The sequence below is a fragment of the Nocardia sp. NPDC058633 genome, from assembly GCF_042717045.1.
GTDB lineage: Bacteria > Actinomycetota > Actinomycetes > Mycobacteriales > Mycobacteriaceae > Nocardia.
The window spans coordinates 31,524-49,261 of record NZ_JBHXRA010000027.1; the positions used below are offsets into that span (position 1 = coordinate 31,524).

17 protein-coding genes are annotated in these 17,738 nt (G+C 68.6%); 12 read left to right on the forward strand and 5 right to left on the reverse strand.

The features are described from left to right. Positions 1–2 precede the first annotated feature (2 nt). Together ACFWUR_RS27760 and ACFWUR_RS27765 are read right to left on the reverse strand one after the other, a co-directional pair. Positions 3–959 (reverse strand): glutamate ABC transporter substrate-binding protein, encoded by a 957-nt coding sequence (locus ACFWUR_RS27760; RefSeq protein WP_378910731.1) that lies wholly within the window; start codon positions 957–959, stop codon positions 3–5. Then, on the reverse strand, positions 956–2,437 hold the full coding sequence (locus ACFWUR_RS27765; protein WP_378910732.1) for a hypothetical protein: 1,482 nt from the start codon (positions 2,435–2,437) through the stop codon (positions 956–958). Before ACFWUR_RS27765 ends, ACFWUR_RS27760 begins: the two co-directional genes overlap by 4 nt. A gap of 128 nt (positions 2,438–2,565) precedes the next feature. On the opposite strand from ACFWUR_RS27765, the gene ACFWUR_RS27770 reads away from it, so the two are divergent. Further along, complete coding sequence (locus ACFWUR_RS27770; protein WP_378910733.1) at positions 2,566–3,204, forward strand: NUDIX domain-containing protein; 639 nt, start codon at positions 2,566–2,568, stop codon at positions 3,202–3,204. Positions 3,205–3,341: 137 nt separating this feature from the next. Here ACFWUR_RS27770 and thiE read toward each other — a convergent pair whose 3' ends face one another. Continuing rightward, the gene (thiE, locus tag ACFWUR_RS27775) at positions 3,342–4,040 is read right to left on the reverse strand and encodes a thiamine phosphate synthase (RefSeq protein WP_378910734.1); all 699 of its coding nucleotides are present in this window, start codon (positions 4,038–4,040) and stop codon (positions 3,342–3,344) included. Between the two features lie 209 nt (positions 4,041–4,249). On the opposite strand from thiE, the gene thiO reads away from it, so the two are divergent. The 6 genes from thiO (at position 4,250) to ACFWUR_RS27805 (ending at position 9,186) form a co-directional block, all read left to right on the forward strand. Further along, on the forward strand, positions 4,250–5,335 hold the full coding sequence (gene thiO, locus ACFWUR_RS27780; protein WP_378910735.1) for a glycine oxidase ThiO: 1,086 nt from the start codon (positions 4,250–4,252) through the stop codon (positions 5,333–5,335). Further along, the gene (gene thiS / locus ACFWUR_RS27785; RefSeq protein WP_378910736.1) at positions 5,332–5,547 is read left to right on the forward strand and encodes a sulfur carrier protein ThiS; all 216 of its coding nucleotides are present in this window, start codon (positions 5,332–5,334) and stop codon (positions 5,545–5,547) included. The genes thiO and thiS overlap by 4 nt, the downstream gene beginning before the upstream one ends. Continuing rightward, complete coding sequence (locus ACFWUR_RS27790; RefSeq protein ID WP_378910737.1) at positions 5,540–6,298, forward strand: thiazole synthase; 759 nt, start codon at positions 5,540–5,542, stop codon at positions 6,296–6,298. Before thiS ends, ACFWUR_RS27790 begins: the two co-directional genes overlap by 8 nt. A gap of 85 nt (positions 6,299–6,383) precedes the next feature. Then, positions 6,384–7,331, forward strand: a complete 948-nt coding sequence (locus ACFWUR_RS27795) for an ABC transporter ATP-binding protein (RefSeq protein ID WP_378910738.1) — start codon at positions 6,384–6,386, stop codon at positions 7,329–7,331. Next, complete coding sequence (locus tag ACFWUR_RS27800) at positions 7,331–8,092, forward strand: ABC transporter permease (RefSeq protein ID WP_378910739.1); 762 nt, start codon at positions 7,331–7,333, stop codon at positions 8,090–8,092. The genes ACFWUR_RS27795 and ACFWUR_RS27800 overlap by 1 nt, the downstream gene beginning before the upstream one ends. A gap of 245 nt (positions 8,093–8,337) precedes the next feature. Further along, a complete protein-coding gene (locus ACFWUR_RS27805) occupies positions 8,338–9,186 on the forward strand; it encodes an adenylate/guanylate cyclase domain-containing protein (RefSeq protein ID WP_378910748.1) in 849 nt (282 codons plus the stop codon). On the opposite strand, the gene ACFWUR_RS27810 is transcribed toward ACFWUR_RS27805, so the two are convergent. Together ACFWUR_RS27810 and ACFWUR_RS27815 are read right to left on the reverse strand one after the other, a co-directional pair. Then, positions 9,169–9,507 carry a hypothetical protein gene (locus tag ACFWUR_RS27810; protein ID WP_378910740.1) on the reverse strand — a complete coding sequence of 113 codons (339 nt, stop codon included), beginning with the start codon at positions 9,505–9,507 and terminating at the stop codon, positions 9,169–9,171. The genes ACFWUR_RS27805 and ACFWUR_RS27810 overlap by 18 nt on opposite strands. A gap of 49 nt (positions 9,508–9,556) precedes the next feature. After that, on the reverse strand, positions 9,557–9,700 hold the full coding sequence (locus tag ACFWUR_RS27815; protein ID WP_378910741.1) for a hypothetical protein: 144 nt from the start codon (positions 9,698–9,700) through the stop codon (positions 9,557–9,559). 85 nt (positions 9,701–9,785) lie between these two features. On the opposite strand from ACFWUR_RS27815, the gene ACFWUR_RS27820 reads away from it, so the two are divergent. The 5 genes from ACFWUR_RS27820 (at position 9,786) to ACFWUR_RS27840 (ending at position 17,607) form a co-directional block, all read left to right on the forward strand. Beyond that, a complete protein-coding gene (locus ACFWUR_RS27820) occupies positions 9,786–11,501 on the forward strand; it encodes an acyclic terpene utilization AtuA family protein (protein WP_378910742.1) in 1,716 nt (571 codons plus the stop codon). Positions 11,502–11,574: 73 nt separating this feature from the next. Further along, positions 11,575–12,726 carry an acyl-CoA dehydrogenase family protein gene (locus ACFWUR_RS27825; protein WP_378910743.1) on the forward strand — a complete coding sequence of 384 codons (1,152 nt, stop codon included), beginning with the start codon at positions 11,575–11,577 and terminating at the stop codon, positions 12,724–12,726. Further along, a complete protein-coding gene (locus tag ACFWUR_RS27830) occupies positions 12,723–14,321 on the forward strand; it encodes an acyl-CoA carboxylase subunit beta (RefSeq protein ID WP_378910744.1) in 1,599 nt (532 codons plus the stop codon). The genes ACFWUR_RS27825 and ACFWUR_RS27830 overlap by 4 nt, the downstream gene beginning before the upstream one ends. Positions 14,322–14,329: 8 nt before the next feature. Next, positions 14,330–16,375 (forward strand): acetyl/propionyl/methylcrotonyl-CoA carboxylase subunit alpha, encoded by a 2,046-nt coding sequence (locus ACFWUR_RS27835; protein WP_378910745.1) that lies wholly within the window; start codon positions 14,330–14,332, stop codon positions 16,373–16,375. Positions 16,376–16,446: 71 nt separating this feature from the next. After that, positions 16,447–17,607 carry an acyl-CoA dehydrogenase family protein gene (locus ACFWUR_RS27840; RefSeq protein WP_378910746.1) on the forward strand — a complete coding sequence of 387 codons (1,161 nt, stop codon included), beginning with the start codon at positions 16,447–16,449 and terminating at the stop codon, positions 17,605–17,607. Positions 17,608–17,738 lie beyond the last annotated feature (131 nt).

Below are 17,738 nucleotides of genomic sequence, written 5' to 3' on the forward strand. Positions count from 1 at the left end.
CGTCAGTCCTGGTACTTCGGGGCGGGCGGACTCGGTGTCTCGCCGAGGGTCGCGAGCCAGCGACGGTGGATGCGGGTCCAGGTGCCGTCGTTGCGGATGCGGTCCAGTGTGGCGTTGACGAAACGCACCAGGTCGTCGTCGCCTTTGGGGATGCCGATGCCGTACGGTTCGGCGCTGATACTGCCGCCGACCACCTCGGTGTAGGGGTCCTGGGCGGCCAGGCCCGCCAGGATCGAATCGTCGGTACTCACCGCGTCGACCTGACGCTGTTGCAGAACCACCAGGCAGTCGGCCCAGGTCGGCACCGTCAGGATCGTGGCGGCGGGTTGGTCGCGGCGGATGTGGTCGAGCGAGGTGGTGCCGCGCACCACGCACACGCGCTTGCCCGCGAGATCGGCCAGCCCGCCGATGCCCGAACCCTTCACCGCGAGCACCCGCTGGTCGGCCCGCAGATACACCGTGGAGAACGCCACCCGCTGACGTCGTTCGCAGGTGATCGTCATCGTCTTCGCGATCAGGTCGACGGTGTGGTCCTGCAGTGCGCGCTCGCGCTCCTCCGAAGCGAGACTGCGGTATTCGATCAGATCGGGGTTACCGAGCAGGTCGCGGGCGATCTCGCGGGCGATGTCGGCGTCGAAGCCGACGATGCGCCCGCTGAGCGGATCGCGGAAGCTGAACAGATTGCTGCCCGCGTCGAGGCCGACGACCAGCCTGCCGCGCGCCCTGATGGCGGCGATCGTCGGGCCGGAGGCGGTACTCGGCCGCAGGCTCGCGGTCGGATCGCCGCACTGCTCGCCACCGGTGGGGGGCACGGGGGTATCGGTGCCGATCGGAATCGCCTTGGCGGGCAACGGCGGTTCGGAATAGACCCCGCGCTCATCCGGCGCCGGGGTGCTGTCGGAACAGCCGGCGAGCAGACCGACCAGCACCAGCGCCGCGAGGACGCGTCCGCGCCTCACCGGTACTCCCGCAACCGCGGCCACAGCCCCAGCGCGACACACACCGCCGCCGCGATCCCCAGCACGAACGCCCCGGGGGCGAGGAAGGAGAGCACGTCGGTCGCCTGCGAAACCTTGGCGCGCAATGTTTCTCGCGTCGCCGCGCCTGCCTTGTCCAGTGCCCGGTCGAGCGCGTCGACGTGGGCGGCCGAATCGGCGGCGCTCGGACCGGTCGCGACGGCGGCCGCGCCGACGAAATCGCCACGCTCGAGTGTGTCGTTCATTCGCTGATGGGCCGACTGCCAGCGGGCCAGCGCGGCGCGCGCGTGCGCCACTTCGTCGCGCGCGGGGGCGTCCTCGGAATAGCCGGCGAGCAGTTCGTTGAGCCGTGCGGCGTTCGTATCGAACGTGCGGTCGTAGTCGCCGGTCGCGTCGCGGCGCACCAGCTTCACCATTTCCGCCGATCGTGCCTGTTGCACCAGGATCCGGCTCTCGGCCAACCTCGCCGACGGCACCGCGCCCTCGTCGCGGCAGCGGATCATCGCCACCGCGGAGACCGAACCGGCCGCCACCGTCCAGATCAGCGTCACCGCCAGCGCGCCGGTGCCGACCAACAGGCCCACATTGAAGAATCGGCGTGAGCGCCGCGCCAGCTCGACCTGCACCCAGATCAGTGCGCCCAGCGCCACCACCAGCAGCAGGATCGCCGTCCACGGCGGCTGCACGTGCCGGTACTGCGCGGCGGTGACCGCGTCGAATCGGTGGTCTTCGAGTTCCTCGGCCATGGGCAGCAGTCCGGTCTGCATCTGGTGCGAGGCCTCGCTCAGGTACGCCGCGCCGACGGGGTAGCCGTTGCGATTATTCACCCGCGCGGTTTCGATCAGTCCGCTGTAGACCGGCAGTCCGGTCGCGATGCCGGTGCGCAGGCGGCGATCGGTTCCGGTCGGGTCGGCGGCTTCCTCGTCGGAGATGTGCCCGGCCTGGGTCACCAGCTCGGCGGCGGCTTCGCCGATGGCCTGGGTGTAGCGATCGCGCACCGCCTGCGGTTCGAGTCCGCCCGCGATGAACGCGGTGCCGGCGGCGGCGTCGGCGATCGACAGTGACGTGTAGAGGTGATTGGCCGAATGCGCGTCGGGTTCGGTGTCGTCGAGCAGGACGCCGAGCGCTTGCTGGCGCTCACTCACGGTCGTCGAAGTCACCGCGCCCGCGGTGACGCACAGCACCATCAGGACCAGTCCCGCGGCGACGAGCCGACCCGGCGAGGATTGCGCGAATCCGCGCAACCGGGCGGGCTGGAACTGGGCGCGCAACGCTCTGACGTCGGGTGCGGGCGGCCGGTCGACGGGCACGTTCGGTCGGCGCAAGGGCGCCCATCGTGGCGATACCGGCGCCGCCGCCGGCGTCTCGGAGTGCTCGGCACCCGTTGTGGCCTGCGCTGACGGGCGAACACGGACGGCCGCCACCTCGGTCGAGGCATTGCGATTCCCCGGCTCGTCCATCGTTCACCTCCCGGTGTTGTTCGTGCGCACCTACCTGTGCGGAGTTTATTGTGGGGCCACGGGTAGCGCAGCCCCTCACACACCCCCGAAGCGGTTGCTGTTCGGCTGCTCGCAGGAAAGAGTATGGGATGCGCGGCGACGGAGATGGCTGGTACAAGAGCCCCGACGGGGTCAAGCACTGGGGCAAGTTCGGTGCGGCGGGGCTGCTGCTGCGCGCGCCGTTGCCCGGCGGCGGGTCCGCGGTGCTGTTGCAGCATCGGGCGGCGTGGAGCCATCAGGGCGGTACCTGGGCGCTGCCCGGTGGGGCGCGGGATTCGCACGAGTCACCCGAGCACGCCGCGGTGCGAGAGGCCGAGGAGGAAGCGGGCATCACCGCCGGTGACCTCCGGGTCCGCGCCGAGCGCCTCACCATGACCGCCGCGAGCGGGTGGACCTACATCACTGTCATCGCCGACGCCGACAAGCCGCTGCCCACGGTCGCCAACAGGGAGAGCACCGAACTGGCCTGGGTTCCCGAGGACGAGGTCGCCGACCTGCCGTTGCACCCCGGCTTCGCCCTCGCCTGGACCGAACTGCGCGCGGTGCCGTTGCGGGTGCGCCTCGCGGCCGACGCCGAACTCGCCGATGCGCTACCCCGCACAGTCGAACTGCCCGACCAGGGCTTTTTCTGGTTGCACGGGTGTGCCGACGGCCCTGGTATCGAGGTGGTCCTCGATGTCGCGCTGACCGGGGGCCCGGCCATCACCCGAGCCGATGTCCTGTCCTGAACAGTCGGACACAGGGCGTTCGTCGGCGGCGAAGACGGCCGTCGCCGAACGCGACGCGGCCTCGGCTCGCGGTGACCAGCGCCAGGTCCGAGCCGTCGGCGCCTTCGCGATCGCGAGTCGCACCAGCCCGTCCGCGGTCAGTTCGCGGCGAGCAGGGCTTGCTTGAGTTCGCGGGCGGCCGCTTCCGGGTCGGCGGCCTCGGTGATCGCCCGGACGACGACCACGCGGCGAGCGCCGGCCGCCAGGACGTCGGGCAGTCGCCGCATGTCGACGCCGCCGATGGCGAACCAGGGCAGCGTCGGGTGGGACTCGGTGGTCGAGCGCAGGAAATCGATGCCCGCGGCCTGGCGGCCCGGCTTGGTGGGGGTGGTCCAGATCGGGCCGGTGCAGAAGTAGTCGAGGTGGCCGTCGATCGCGGCGAGGCCCGCCTGGTTGCGGTTGTGGGTGGAGCGGCCGATCACGACATCGGGTCCGAGGATGCGGCGGGCGTAGGCGGGCGGTAGGTCGCCCTGTCCCAGGTGCAGCACGTCGGCGCCCGCGGCCAGCGCGATATCGGCGCGGTCGTTCACCGCGAGCAGGCCACCGTGGCGGCGCGTGGCGGCCTTGATCTCGGCGAGGGCACCCAACTCGGCTTTCGCCTCCAGCGGACCGAATTCGGCCTCGCCCGGCGACCCCTTGTCCCTGAGCTGCACGATATCGACGCCACCGGCGAGCGCCGCGTCCACGAATCTGGCCAGGTCGCCCTTTTCCCGCCGCGCGTCGGTGCACAGATACAGCAGCGCACTCGACAGGCGCTCCCGGGGCGGGACGGAACGGTTCGGATGGGAGGGCTGCACGATGTCGACGGTAGTCGCGCTACCGTTGAGACGCGAGTGCCGCGTAGCCCGGACGTCGGCTTCGGCCCTCTCCGAATGCGGTGCGCGGCCGCCCGAAATCGACCGATCTTCAGGTCGCGACCAAGGCGTGACCGGCGGGGGAGGAAGATCGGGGGAGTAAGCCCGAGAACCCGCGGCAGCAGCCGCTGATCGAGACAGGTGGGAACGCGATGCGAACGCTGGCGGTCGTTGGCGGCGGCGCCGTCGGACTCGCCGTCGCATGGCGAGCGGCCGACGCGGGCTGGACGGTCACCGTGTACGACCCGGAACCCGCGCGCGGCGCCTCCTACGTGGCAGGCGGCATGCTCGCACCCCTGTCCGAAGGCTGGCCCGGTGAGGATCGGGTGCTCGCCTTCGGCGCTGCCGCGCTCGCGCGGTGGCCCGCCTTCGCCGAAAGTCTGCGCGAGATCTCTGGCGAGACGATGTTCGTGGCCGACGAGACATTGACCGTCGCCCTCGACGGCGCTGATGCCGCCGACCTGCGCACCGTCTCGGAGTGGCTGGCCGGTTTCGGCCACGACCTGCGAGTGCTCGACCGCGCCGGGGTGCGCGCGCTGGAACCCGCGCTGGCGCGCACCGTCCGCGCGGGCCTGCACGCGAGATCCGAACCCGCCATCGACAACCGCCGCGTGCTTCGGGCGCTTCGGCGAGCCTGCGCGGGCATCGAGATCCGCACCGAATCAGTGGTCGCGCTGGATGATCTACCGCACGACCGGGTCGTCCTCGCGGCGGGTGCGCGCTCGGCCGAACTCTGGCCCGGCCTGCCGGTACGTCCGGTGAAGGGCGAGATCCTGCGGTTGCGTCGCAGGCCCGGTGTCGGTCCGGCACCGACCAGGGTGATCCGCGCCAGGGTCCACGGCCGACCGGTCTACCTCGTTCCCCGTGCAGACGGAGTCGTCGTCGGTGCGACACAATACGAGGCGGGCTTCGACACCACGGTCACCGTCGGCGGCGTTCGCGACCTGATCGCCGATGCCGAGGCGGTCCTGCCCGGCATCGCCGAATACGAACTGGCCGAAGCGAATGCGGGCTCCCGGCCGGGCACCCCCGACAACCTCCCGCTGCTCGGCCACCTCGACGACCGCGTCGTCGCCGCCACCGGGCACGGCCGCAACGGCATGCTCACTCTCGCCCTCACCGCGGCGGTCGTACCCGCGCTGCTCGACGGTGCCACCCCCGCGGTCGTGGAAGCTGCTTCACCCCAACGTTTTCCGGCATCGACGATGCCGACTCTGTCGCAAGGAGGAGTTCGATGACCTCGACCATCCCGATCGGCGTCACCGTCAACGGTGTCGACCACGAGTTCCCCGAGCCGCTCAGCGTCCGCGAACTGCTGGCCGTGCTCGAATTGCCCTGTCAGGGCGTGGCATTGGCGGTCGACGGCGCGGTCTTCTCGAAATCCCGCTGGGACGAACCGGTGGGCCGTGGCTGGACCATCGAGGTGCTCACGGCGGTGCAGGGTGGCTGAGACGCCGTTGCGCATCGCCGACAAGGAGTTCGGCTCCCGCTTGATCATGGGCACCGGCGGCGCCGAGAACCTCGCCGTGCTCGAACAGGCACTGATCGCCTCCGGCACCGAACTCACCACCGTCGCCATGCGGCGAGTCGACGCCGCGGGTGGCACCGGCGTCCTCGACCTGTTGAAGCGCCTCGACATCACCTTGCTGCCCAACACCGCGGGCTGTCGCACCGCCGCCGAGGCCGTCCTCACCGCCCAGCTCGCCCGCGAGGCACTCGACACCAACTGGGTCAAGCTCGAAGTGGTCGCCGACGAACGCACGTTGCTGCCCGACCCCTTCGAACTGCTCGACGCCGCCGAAAAGCTCGTCGACGACGGTTTCGTCGTCCTGCCCTACACCACCGACGACCCCGTTCTCGCCCGCCGCCTCGAAGAGGCAGGCTGCGCCGCGGTGATGCCGCTCGGCTCGCCGATCGGCACGGGTCTGGGGATCGGCAACCCCCACAACATCGAGATGATCGTCGCCGCCGCCGGCGTGCCCGTCATCCTCGACGCGGGCATCGGCACCGCGAGCGATGCCGCCCTCGCCATGGAACTCGGCTGCTCAGCAGTGCTGCTGGCAACCGCGGTGACCAGGGCGAAAGAACCCGAACTCATGGCATCGGCGATGTCGGCCGCGGTGCGGGCGGGCTATCTGGCCAGGCAGGCAGGCCGCATTCCCCGGCGTTTCTGGGCTCAGGCTTCTTCCCCATCGGTCTAAGGGTCGCAGGTCATCCTCGAGGATGACCCGACTCGCTACTTCCCGGCGACGCGCGTCGCGGGGTTCATCGGGCAAGCTGGGGTTCATGATCGAGCTGAAGGGCCTGACGAAGCAATTCGGCCAGACCGTCGCGGTGCAGGACCTCACGTTCACCGTCCAACCAGGACTGGTGACCGGGTTCCTCGGACCCAACGGTGCTGGCAAATCGACAACCATGCGGATGATCCTCGGGTTGGACAAGCCGACCGCGGGCACCGCGCTCATCAACGGCAAGCACTACCAGGCGTTGGAACGCCCGTTGACGCAGGTCGGCGCGCTGCTCGACGCCAAGTGGGTGCACCCCAACCGGTCGGCGCGCGCGCACCTGGAGTGGCTGGCCGCCTCCAACGACATCCCGAAGTCGCGGGTCGAGGAGGTACTGCGACTGGTCGGGCTGTCCGAGGTGGCGAGCAAGAACGCGGGCGGCTTCTCCCTCGGCATGTCCCAGCGCCTCGGCCTGGCGGGCGCGCTGCTCGGTGACCCGAAGGTGCTGCTGTTCGACGAGCCGGTCAACGGCCTCGACCCGGAGGGCATCCTGTGGATCCGCCGGTTCATGCAGCGCCTGGCCGCCGAGGGACGCACGGTGCTCGTCTCGAGCCACCTGCTCTCGGAGATGGCCCAGACCGCCGAGCAGCTCATCGTCATCGGTCGTGGTCAGCTGATGTTCGACGGCTCCACCAAGGAGTTCATCGACCGCGCCTCCGAGCAGTCGGTGCGCGTGCGCAGCCCACAGCTGGATCAGTTGCGCAGCCTGCTCACCTCGCACGGCATGACCGTGAAGGAAGACGGCGATGCCGCGCTGATCGTCGCGGGCGTCACCTCCGACGAGGTCGGCAAGGTGGCGGGCACCAACAACGTCACGCTCTACGAGCTGGCACCGAAGCAGGCCTCCCTGGAGGAAGCGTTCATGCGGATGACCGGCGGCGCCGTGGAGTACCACGGTGAAGGTCTCGACCAGGTCAGCCTCGACAAGCCGATGGGAGGTGCGCTCTGATGGGCGTGCTCGCTGCGGAACGAATCAAACTCACCTCGACTCGCTCGCCCTGGTGGTGCTCGGCGGCCGTGGTGGTCCTCAGCATCGGCCTGGCCGTGCTGATCGCGCTGGTCTCCAACGTCGACACCGCGGGCGATTCCGCGGAAGGCCCACCGTTGCTCACGGCGAGCGTGGCCGTGTCGGGCGTAGCCGGCTTCGGCGTGATGGTGCTGATGATCATGGCCGCACTGACGGTGACCAGCGAATACCGCTTCGGCATCATCCGCAACAGCTTCCTCGCGGTGCCGAATCGGACCAAGGTCGTCCTGTCCAAGACCGCGCTGGTCGGTGGCTACGCGGCCGTGCTGACCGGCGTGCTCGCCCTCATCGCGTTCGTGGTCGCCAAACTGATCGCCGGTGACAATGCCCCCGGGCTCGTGCTCGACGGCAACTGGCGGGCCATCTACAGCATTCCGATCTACGCCTTCCTGTGCGTGATGCTCGCCATCGGTGTCGGTGTGCTGGTGCGCCAGTCCGCCGCGGCGATCTCGCTGATCGTGCTGTGGTCGCTGCTGTTGGAGAACCTGCTCGGCGCGTTCGGCAGCTTCGGCCGTACCGTCAAGCCGTTCCTGCCGTTCCAGAACGCGAACCGTTTCCTGAGTGTCGAGGAGTACGCCGCGGACTGGCACTGGGGCGTGTGGGGCAGTCTGATCTACTTCATCGCGTTCGTGGCGATCGTGTTCGCCGGTGCGCTCGTACTGGTCAACCGCCGCGACGCCTGATAATCCAACCCGGGCCGCCCTCGTTATGGCCCGGGACGCGAGGGTCGCGACCTTGTCGGGAGGTCGCGCGACCCGACCCTTCGGGCTTCCGCTGCCCGGTAGCTCGAAGGGAGGACCGCCGGTCCGCTGCACACAAGCAGCGGACCGGCGGTCGTCGTCTGGTGAGATACCCTCGGGGCGTGAGTGAAACGCCTTCTGGCGGGGTGAATCCGCGGCGCGAGCCTGCCGCGGATATCTCCATTCCGTTGGAGCCGATCGTGAGTGAATCCGGCGAACCCGGCAGCGCGGCGCGCGCAGGCAGGAAGCGCGCCCAGCTTTCGTCGAAGCTGCAGGCCGCCAACCGTCGGGCCGACTTGATCGGTGCCGTGCGCAGGGCGCGTCAGCAGCTGCCCGGTGACCCCGCGTTCGGTGATCCGCTGTCGGTGACGGGTCCGGGAGGTGCGCGCGCGGTAGCGCGGGCAGCGGACAAGATCGTCGGCGGTGCCCCGACCGCGGCCAGGGAGATCGGTTTCGGTGCCCTTCAGGTATGGCAGGCCGGGCTGGAGCGGATCGGTCGTGGGCGCGGCTCCGAGGAGGTGACCATCGTGTTCACCGACCTGGTCGGGTTCTCGAGTTGGTCGCTGTCGGTGGGCGACGAGCGCACCCTGGAACTGCTGCGCAAGGTCGCCAGGGCCATCGAGCCGCCGATCGTGGAGCGTGGCGGTCAGGTGGTCAAGCGGATGGGCGACGGCCTGATGGCGGTGTTCTCCTCGCCCGATCGTGCCGTGCGGGCCGCACTGGCGGCGCGGCGCAACCTCGCCGCGGTCGAGATCGACGGCTACACCCCGCGCATGCGGGTCGGCCTGCACACCGGATCGCCCCGCGAGTTCGGTGGCGACTGGCTCGGTGTCGACGTCAATATCGCCGCCCGCATGATGGAGGCGGGCGGCAACGGCAACATGATGCTGTCGAGTACCACTCTGGCCGCTCTGCGCCCGGAAACCCTCGGTGAGCTGGGTGTTGTCGCCAAGGCCTACAAGCGCAACTTCTGGGCCGCGCCGCTGAGCGGCGTCCCCGAGGACGTGCGGATCTTCAAGCTACACACGGCGAGCTGAGCGCTTCGACAGCCGATCCTGTTCCTTCCAGTACTCGCGGAAGGCCTTCTGGGTCGGGGTCGGCCGCGAAGTCAGCGCCTGCCAGTTCGTCGAGCGCACGAAGTCGATGGTCATCAGCACCGGCAGGATGAACGCGGAGAAGAAGATCAGGTAGTCGCCGCCGTCGAACACGAAAGCCAGGTAGCCCGCGTAGCCGAGGAAGACGATGCCGAACACGGCGTTGAGGGCACGCGAGAGTTCGTTGCGGCCGTTGTCGAGGTTGGCCATGACGATCATCGCGAGGCCGCTGACTGCGAGCAGTCCGACATACCAGGTGAACATGTGGGCAAGCCAACAGCGTGAGCCTTGCCCTGATCTTGCGAAAGTCTTGCTACTGCAGCCAGAGCGCGGCGCCGAGGCCCGCGAGGACGGCGGCGACGATCAAACCGATCGCCAAGGCGCGATTGTTCTTCCAGGACGTGTACGCGCCGCCGAGCAGGAATCCGGCGAGGGCGAAGAGGAGGACGGACAGCATGGGCTCCATCTTGCCTGGTCGATTGCCCACAATTAACAAGCACGCATGCTTGCTTTTTTTCTGAACCGCTGCGATCCTGGGTGCCATGAGTGCTCTCTCCGCTGACCCGGACCTGATCCGGATCGGGAATTGTTCCGGGTTCTACGGTGACCGTCTCAGTGCCATGCGCGAGATGCTCGAAGGCGGCGATCTCGACGTGCTGACCGGCGACTACCTCGCCGAGCTCACTATGCTGATCCTGGGCCGCGACCGGATGAAGGACCCTGGCCTCGGCTACGCGAAGACCTTCGTGAAGCAGATCAAGGACTGCCTGGGCCTGGCCCTCGAGAAGAACGTCCAGATCGTCGCCAATGCCGGCGGGCTGAATCCGGCGGGCTTGGCCGACGAGTTGCGCAAGGTCGCCGCCGAACTCGGGCTCGACGCCAAGATCGCCCACGTCGAGGGCGACGACCTGGTCGCGCGTGCCGCCGAGCTCGATCTCGGTCAGCCGCTCACGGCGAACGCCTACCTCGGTGCGTGGGGCATCGTCGAATGCCTGAACTCCGGCGCCGACATCGTCGTCACCGGCCGGGTCACCGACGCCTCGGTGATCGTCGGTCCGGCCGCGGCCCATTTCGGCTGGGGCCGAACCGATTACGACGCACTGGCCGGTGCCGTGGTCGCCGGGCACGTGATCGAGTGCAGTACCCAGGCCACCGGCGGCAACTTCGCCTTCTTCACCGAACTCGGTGACATCGGCCGCCCCGGCTTCCCGATCGCCGAGATCCGTCGCGACGGCTCCTGCGTGATCACCAAGCACGACGGCACCGGTGGCGCGGTCACCGTCGACACCGTCGAAGCCCAGCTCATGTACGAGATCCAGAGCGCGCGCTACGCCGGACCCGACGTCACCACCCGCCTCGACAGCATCGCGCTGAGTCAGGAGGGCAAGGATCGCGTGCTGATCAGCGGCGTCACCGGCGAGGCGCCGCCGCCGCAGCTCAAGGTCTCGCTCAACACGCTCGGCGGCTTCCGCAACGAGATGTCGTTCGTCCTCACCGGCCTCGATATCGAAGCCAAAGCCGCACTGGCGCAACGGCAGCTGGAGTCCTGGCTGCCGGACAAGCCCGCCGAACTCACTTGGACGCTGGCCCGCCTCGACCGCCCCGACGCCGACACCGAGGAGCAGGCCAGCGCGATGCTGCGCTGTGTGGTGCGCGATCCCGACCCGAACAAGGTCGGCCGCGGGTTCTCCAGTGTCGCGGTGGAATTGGCGCTGGCCAGCTACCCGGGAGCCAGCTTCACCGCGCTGCCCGGGAACGGTTCCCCCTACGGTGTCTTCACTCCCGGCTTCGTCGACGCGCACGAGGTGCCCCACGTCGCGGTGCTGGCCGACGGCACCCGAGTCGATATCGCCCCCGCCACGGAAACCCTGGTCCTCGAACCTGTTTCCGAACCCGAGCTGCCCGCGCCGCTGCCTCCCGCCGAGACCGGTCGCGTGCCGCTGGGCGCGATCGCCCTCGCCCGCAGCGGCGACAAGGGCGGTGACGCCAATATCGGCGTGTGGGTGCGCACCGACGACCAGTGGCGCTGGCTCGTGCACACCCTCACCGTTGAAAAGCTGCAGGAACTTCTTCCCGAGACGGCCGAACTGACCGTCACCCGCCACGTGCTGCCCAATCTGCGCGCGGTCAACTTCATCATTTCCGGCCTGCTCGGCAAGGGCGTCGCCTATCAGGCGCGTTTCGACCCGCAGGCCAAGGGGCTCGGCGAATGGCTGCGCTCCCGCCACATCGATATGCCGACGGAGCTGCTCGCATGATCGGCCAGCGCCCGGAGGCGGCAGCGGAGCGTAACCACGTGGGGCGCCCGATCATGCGACAGGAGACACAGGCATGACGTCTGTTTGGGAAACGCCGGAGCGAAAAGAGCTGCGCGCCACGGTGCGTGGGTTCGTCGAGCGGGACATCCTGCCCGACCTCGACGCCTGGGAGCGCGCGGGCGAGCTGCCGCGCGAACTGCACAAGAAGGCGGGCGAACTCGGCCTGCTCGGTATCGAGTACCCGGAATCGGCGGGCGGTGAGGGCGGCGACGCCATCGATTCGCTGATCGTCGGCGAGGAGATCCATCTCGCCGGTGCCTCCGGTGGCCTGTGGGCGTCGCTGTTCACCTGCGGTATCTCGTTGCCGCACATGATCGCCTCGGGCAACCAGGCCCAGATCGACAAGTGGGCCAAGCCGACGCTGGCCGGTGACCTGATCGGCTCGCTGGCCATCACCGAGCCCGGTGGCGGTTCCGATGTCGGTCACCTCACCACCGCCGCCGTGCGCGACGGTGAGGACTTCATCATCAACGGCGCCAAGACGTTCATCACCTCGGGCTGTCGCGCCGACTTCGTGGTCACCGCGGTGCGCACGGGCGGTGCCGGCGCGGCGGGTGTTTCGCTGATCCTGGTGCCCACCGATACGCCCGGCTTCACCGTCAGCCGCAAGCTGGAGAAGATGGGCTGGCTGGCCTCGGATACCGCCGAGCTGTCGTATGTGGATGTGCGGGTGCCCGCCTCGAACCTGGTCGGCGCCGAGAACAGTGGCTTCGCCCAGATCGCCGCCGCGTTCGTCAGCGAGCGAGTAGGCCTTGCGGTCCAGGCGTATTCGCTGGCCCAGCGCGCACTCGATCTCACCGTGCAGTGGTGTCGCGATCGCGAGACGTTCGGGCGTCCGCTGATCAGCCGCCAGAAGGTGCAGATGACCTTGACCGACATGGCGCAGCGCGTGGACATCTCCCGCACCTACACCCGTGCGCTCGTCGAGCGCTACGTCGCCGGTGAGCAGAACCTGATCGCCGAGGTCTGCTTCGCCAAGAACAATGCGGTCGACACCGCCGAATGGGTGGCCAACCAGGCCGTGCAGTTGCACGGCGGGATGGGCTACATGCGCGAGGCCGAGGTCGAGCGCATCTACCGCGATGTGCGCATCATCGGCATCGGCGGCGGCACCAACGAGATCCTGACCATGCTGGCGTCGAAAGTATTGGGGTACCAGTCGTGACGACCTTCCGTTCCATCATCGACACCGCCTCGCCCGAGTACACCGCGGCCGCCGAGGCGATGTCGGTCAAGCTCACCGAGGTCGAGGCTGAGTTCGCCAAGGCCATCGCCGGCGGCGGCCCCGACAAGGTGGCCCGCCACCACAAGCGCGGCAAGCTGACCGCGCGGGAGCGCATCGAACTGCTCCTCGACGAGGACTCGCCGTTCCTCGAACTGTGCCCACTCGCCGCCTGGGGCAGTGACTTCCAGGTCGGCGCGTCGACGATCGCCGGGATCGGCCTTGTCGAGGGTGTCGAGTGCATGATCGTGGCGCCCGACCCGACAGTGCGTGGTGGCGCGTCGAACCCGTGGACGCTGCGCAAGCAGTTCCGGATCAACGAGATCATCAAGGAGAACCGACTCCCGGTGATCTCGCTGGTCGAGTCCGCGGGCGCGGATCTGCCGACGCAGAAGGAGGTGTTCATCCCGGGTGGCGCGATGTTCCGCGACCTCACCCAGGCCTCGGCCGCCGGGATCCCCACCATCTCCCTGGTATTCGGCAACTCGACCGCCGGTGGCGCCTACATCCCCGGCATGTCCGACTATGTGGTGATGGTCAAGGAGGGCGCGAAGGTCTTCCTCGCCGGCCCGCCGCTGGTGAAGATGGCCACCGGCGAGGATTCCGACGACGAAACCCTGGGCGGTGCCGAAATGCACGCCCGCACTTCGGGTCTGGCCGACTACCTGGCCGCCGACGAGCAGGACGCGATCCGGCTCGGCCGCAATATCGTGCGCCGCCTGAACTGGAAGAAGACCGGCCCCGAGCCGCGCGCCGAGGTGATCTCGCCGCTCTACGATCCCGAGGAACTGCTCGGCATCGTGCCCTCGGACCTGAAGATCCCGTTCGACCCGCGCGAGATCATCGCCCGCGTCGTCGACGGCTCCGACTTCGACGAGTTCAAGCCGCTCTACGGTTCCAGCCTGGTCACCGGCTGGGCCGAGATCAACGGCTACCCGATCGGCATCCTCGCCAACGCGCGCGGGGTGCTGTTCTCCGAGGAATCGCAGAAGGCCACCCAGTTCATACAGCTGGCGAACAAGAAGAACACGCCACTGTTGTTCCTGCACAACACCACCGGCTACATGGTCGGCAAGGAGTACGAGCACGGCGGCATCATCAAGCACGGCGCGATGATGATCAACGCCGTCGCCAACTCCAAGGTGCCCCACATCTCGCTGCTGGTCGGCGCGTCCTACGGCGCCGGTCACTACGGCATGTGCGGGCGCGCGTTCAACCCGCGCTTCCTGTTCGCCTGGCCGAGTGCGAAGTCCGCCGTGATGGGTGGGGCGCAGCTGGCCGGTGTCATCACCATCGTGCAGCGTGGCGCGGCCGAGTCCAAGGGCATGCCCTTCGACGAGGAAGGCGCCGCCGGCCTGGCCGCGATGGTCGAGGCGCAGATCGAAGCCGAGGCCATGCCGATGTTCTTGTCGGGCAGGCTCTTCGACGACGGCATCATCGACCCCCGCGACACCCGCACCGTGCTGGGAATGGCCCTGTCGGCCATTCACACAGCCCCGATCAAGGGCGCCGAGGGCTTCGGCGTCTTCCGAATGTGAGGCAAACAATGACTGCATCGCGAAGCGATTCGGTGAGGGGCGGCACTCGGGTGACGGGCGGGCCGATTACGAATGTTCTTGTCGCCAATCGCGGTGAGATCGCGCGCCGTGTGTTCGCCACCTGCCGTCGGATGGGTATCGCTACCACCGCGGTCTACTCCGATGCCGATGCGGCCTCGCCGCATGTGGCCGAGGCCGACGCCGCCGTCCTCCTGCCCGGAAACACGCCCGCCGAGACCTACCTGCGCGGTGAGCTCATCATCGAAGCTGCACTGTCGGCCGGAGCCGATGCGATCCACCCGGGCTACGGATTCCTCTCCGAGAACGCCGAGTTCGCGCGCGCTGTGCTCGACGCTGGCCTGGTGTGGATCGGTCCGCCGGTCGCGGCGATCGAGCAGATGGGCTCCAAGGTCGAGTCCAAGAAGATGATGGACGCCGCCGGTGTTCCGGTCCTCGCCGAGCTGGACCCGGCGGAGGTCACCGACGCGCACCTGCCCGTGCTGATCAAGGCGTCCGCCGGTGGTGGTGGTCGCGGCATGCGCGTGGTGCGCGACCTGGCCGAACTGCGCGATCAGATCGCCGCCGCCCAGCGCGAGGCCGAGTCGGCCTTCGGTGATCCGACGGTGTTCTGCGAGCGCTATCTGGAGACCGGGCGTCACATCGAAGTTCAGGTCATGTCGGATACTTTCGGCAAGACCTGGGCTGTGGGCGAGCGCGAATGCTCGATCCAGCGTCGTCATCAGAAGGTCGTGGAGGAAGCGCCCTCGCCGCTCGTCGAGAAGATCGACGGCATGCGCGAACGGCTGTTCGAGGCGGCGCGCCTGGCCGCCGAGGCGATCGGGTACGAGGGTGCGGGCACCGTCGAGTTCCTGGCCGACGAGAAGGGTGACTTCTTCTTCCTGGAGATGAATACCCGTCTGCAGGTGGAGCATCCGGTCACCGAACAGACCACCGGCCTGGACCTGGTCCGCCTGCAATTGCGGGTGGCCTCGGGGCTGCCGCTGCCCGTGACCCAGCCCGCTCAGCGCGGTCACTCGATCGAGGTCCGCCTCTACGCCGAGGATCCCGCCCACGACTGGCAGCCGCAGAGCGGCCCGGTGCACAAGATCGAGATTCCCTTCACCGCTGGTGAATTCACCGTCCTCGAGCAGCCCGGCGTGCGCCTGGACACCGGCGTCGTGGACAACTCGGTGGTCGGCGTGCACTACGACCCGATGCTGGCCAAGGTGATCTCCTATGCCGAAACCCGCTCGGAGGCAGCGCATCTGCTCGCCACCGCGCTCCAGCGCGCCAAGATCCACGGCCTGGTCACCAACCGCGATCTGCTCGTACGGGTGCTGCGTCACCCGGCGTTCCTCGCCGGCGACACCGACACCGCCTTCTTCGCCACCCACGACCTCGCTGTGCTCTCGGCGCCGCTGGTCTCGGAAGCCGACGAGGCGCTGTCGATCGTGGTCGCGGCACTCGCGGATTCGGCCGTCAATCGTGGCGCTTCCCGGCTGGCCGGACTCACCCCGAGCGGCTGGCGCAATCTGGCTTCGCAGCCGCAGACCAAGTCCTACGAGAGCCGCACCACCGGCACCCACGAGGTGCGCTACCGCTTCACCCGCACCGGCGTCGCGGTGGAGGGCCACGACGGGCTCGAGCTGATCTCGGTCGCGCCCGATCGTGTCGTGTTCGGTGTGCCTGGCGAACGCGGCTCGGTGCGTAGGCAATTCGAGATCGCCCGCTACGGCGACCTCGTCGCGATCGACTCCCCGCTCGGTCCGGTGGCCGTGCGCAGGCTGCCGCGCTTCACCGACCCGTCGGAGCAGGTCGCGGCCGGTTCGCTGCTCGCGCCGATGCCGGGCAGCGTGATCCGTGTCGGCGCCGCCGAAGGTGATCACGTCGAACAGGGCCAGCCGATCCTGTGGCTGGAGGCGATGAAGATGGAACACACCATCGCCGCGCCCGCCACCGGCATTCTCAGTGCACTCAATGTGACCGTCGGCCAGCAGGTCGAGGTCGGAACCGTCCTCGCCGTCGTCGAGGAAGAACAGCAGGAGCCGTCCTGATCCGGTCGAGCCCGGAGGCGGTAGCGGAGCGTGACCACGGAGGGCTCCGGGTCAGGACAGAAAGGTACAGCATGAGCTTTATCGAAACCGAAGAGCAGAAAGCGCTGCGGGCGGCGGTCGCCTCGCTCGCGTCGAAGTACAACTACCGCGACTACGTGCTGCCGCTCTCGCGCAAGAACGAGCCGCTCACCGAACTGTGGGACGAAGCGGGCAAGCTCGGCTTCCTCGGCGTGAACCTGCCCGAGGAGTACGGCGGCGGTGGCGCGGGCATGTACGAACTGGCACTGGTGCAAGAAGAACTCTCGGCGCAGGGTGCGGGCCTGCTGCTGATGGTCGTGTCCCCGGCCATCTGCGGCACCATCATCACCAAGTACGGCACCGACGCGCAGCAGCAGAACTGGCTGCCCAAGCTCGCCGACGGCACCTCGAAGATGGTCTTCGCGATCACCGAGCCCGACGCGGGCTCCAACTCGCACCAGATCACCACCACCGCCCGCCGCGACGGTGACGACTGGATCCTCAACGGCCGCAAGATCTTCATCTCCGGTGTCGACCAGGCCGAGGCCATCCTGGTGGTCTCGCGTACCTCCGACCACAAGACCGGCAAGCTCAAGCCCGCGCTGTTCATCGTGCCGGTGGACGCGCCCGGCCTGGTGAAGAACGTCCAGGAGATGGACGTCATCGAGCCGGATCACCAGTACACGCTGTTCTTCGACGACGTGCGGCTGCCCGCCGACGCCCTGGTCGGCTCCGAGGACGCGGCCTTGGCGCAGCTGTTCGCCGGGTTGAACCCCGAGCGCATCATGGGCTCGGCCATGGCGATCGGCCTCGGCCGCTACGCCATCGACCGCGCCGTGGAATACGCCAAGGAGCGCACGGTCTGGAAGACGCCGATCGGTGCGCACCAGGGCATCTCGCATCCGCTGGCCCAGATCAAGATCGAGCTGGAACTGGCCAAGCTGATGATGCAGAAGGCCGCGACCCTCTACGACTCCGGCGACGAATTCGGGGCCGCCGAGGCCGCCAACATGGCCAAGTACGCGGCGGCGGAGGCCAGTATCAAGGCCCTCGATCAGTCGATCCAGACCCACGGTGGTTCGGGTCTGACCCGCGAGGTCGGGCTGGCGGCCATGCTGCAGGCGGCGCGGATCATGCGCATCGCTCCGGTGAGCCGGGAGATGATCTTGAACTTCGTTGCGCAGCACTCGTTGGGTTTGCCCAGGTCTTACTGATGTTCGGTAGTCCCAGGCAGGGTTGAGAGGTGTTTGTTGGCGCGCTGGCGCGCGCGTGTCCGCGGCCCCGAGGGGCCGCCGGTCAGGCACCGGTGCTTGCTCCTTCGTCGCCTACGCACCGGCGCCTGACC